Origin of the sequence: Mycobacterium sp. 852002-40037_SCH5390672 (assembly GCF_001665875.1) — a bacterium.
Taxonomy (GTDB): Bacteria; Actinomycetota; Actinomycetes; order Mycobacteriales; family Mycobacteriaceae; genus Mycobacterium.
Genome location: NZ_LZTA01000106.1, coordinates 1 through 1,582 on the forward strand (window position 1 = coordinate 1; position 1,582 = coordinate 1,582).

Below are 1,582 nucleotides of genomic sequence, written 5' to 3' on the forward strand. Positions count from 1 at the left end.
GTGAACTACTTGGACTTGTCCGCCGACCCGAGGCGGGTCGACGGTGCGCCGCTGCCGTGGACGCTGGTGCTCAGCACGACGGCCCCCTCGGTCTTTCCGAACCTCTCGGCGCAAAGTGACGGCGACTCCCTCGGCTGTCGCATCACCATCGATGACGAAGTCAAGGACCAGAACATAACCCGCGGCGTGCACGCCCTGACCTTCTGTTTGGTGAAATCCGCATGAGCACAACCGTCGACGAGGTCCGCACCGACCAGTTCTTGGCTGCCAACGAGCCGGTGCGTGAGAAGATCCCGCGCTTGATCCGCACGTTCGCCGTACCCATCATCCTGGGCTGGATCGCGATCATCGCGGTGCTCAACATCGTGGTACCGCAGCTGGATGCTGTGGGGAAGATGCGCTCGGTGTCATTGAGTCCAGATGATGCGCAATCAGTCGTCGCGGCAAAGCGCGTCGGTGAGGTTTTCCACGAGTACAAGTCCAACAGCTCAGCCATGATCGTTTTGGAGGGGCAAAAGCCGCTGGGTGCTGATGCCCATGCCTACTACGACCAGGTCGTCAAAAAGCTCGGCGCCGACACCAAACATGTTGAACACGTTCAGGATATGTGGAGCGATCCGCTCACCGGGGCGGGTGTGCAGAGCAACGACGGCAAAGCCGCCTACGTCCAAGTCTATTTGGCTGGTAATCAGGGCGAAACCCTGGCCAACGAATCAGTCGAAGCCGTGCAAAACATCGTCAAAAGTGTGCCCACACCCGCCGGGGTGAAGGCCTACGTCACCGGCTCGGCAGCAATGTCGGCCGATCAAAACATCGCCGGCGACCGCAGTCTGCAATTAATCACTAGCGTCACGTTCCTGGTGATCATCGGCATGCTGTTGGCGGTCTACCGATCGATCATCACGGTGCTGCTCACCCTGCTGATGGTGGTGCTTGAGCTGGCGGCCGCGCGCGGCATGGTCGCATTCCTGGGCTACTACCAACTCATCAAGCTCTCCACGTTCGCCACGAACTTGCTGGTGACGCTGGCGATCGCCGCCGCCACCGACTATGCGATCTTTTTGATCGGCCGATATCAGGAAGCCCGGGGTATGGGGGAGTCCCGAGAAGACGCGTACTACACGATGTACAAGGGCACCGCCCATGTGGTGCTCGGGTCGGGCATGACCATCGCCGGTGCAACCTTTTGCCTGCACTTCACCAACCTGCCGTATTTCCAGACACTGGGTATCCCGCTGGCCATCGGCATGGTGGTCGTGGTGGCGGCGGCATTGACGCTCGGCCCCGCGGTTGTTTCGGTGGCGTCGCGTTTCGGCAAGACCCTCGAACCCAGGCGGTCGCAACGGATTCGCGGGTGGCGCAAGATCGGCGCCCTGGTCGTCCGCTGGCCCGCCCCGATCCTGGTGATGGCGATCGCACTGGCACTGGTCGGCTTGCTGACGCTGCCGGGCTACCGCACCAACTACAACGACCGCCACTATTTGCCCGCGGACCTGCCGGCGAACGAGGGGTATGCGGCCGCGGACCGGCACTTCTCGCAAGCGCGGATGAACCCCGAGATGCTGATGATCGAAAGCGATCA

At 61.8% G+C, this 1,582-nt stretch carries 2 protein-coding genes; both read left to right on the forward strand.

What is annotated here, in order from left to right; all coding sequences use genetic code 11:
- Positions 1-225 (forward strand): MmpS family transport accessory protein (locus tag A5782_RS20190; protein ID WP_231986738.1); only part of this gene is annotated, 225 nt, incomplete at its 5' end.
- On the forward strand, positions 222-1,582 hold a 1,361-nt coding region (locus tag A5782_RS20195), incomplete at its 3' end, for an MMPL family transporter (RefSeq protein ID WP_156624031.1). The genes A5782_RS20190 and A5782_RS20195, both read left to right, overlap by 4 nt.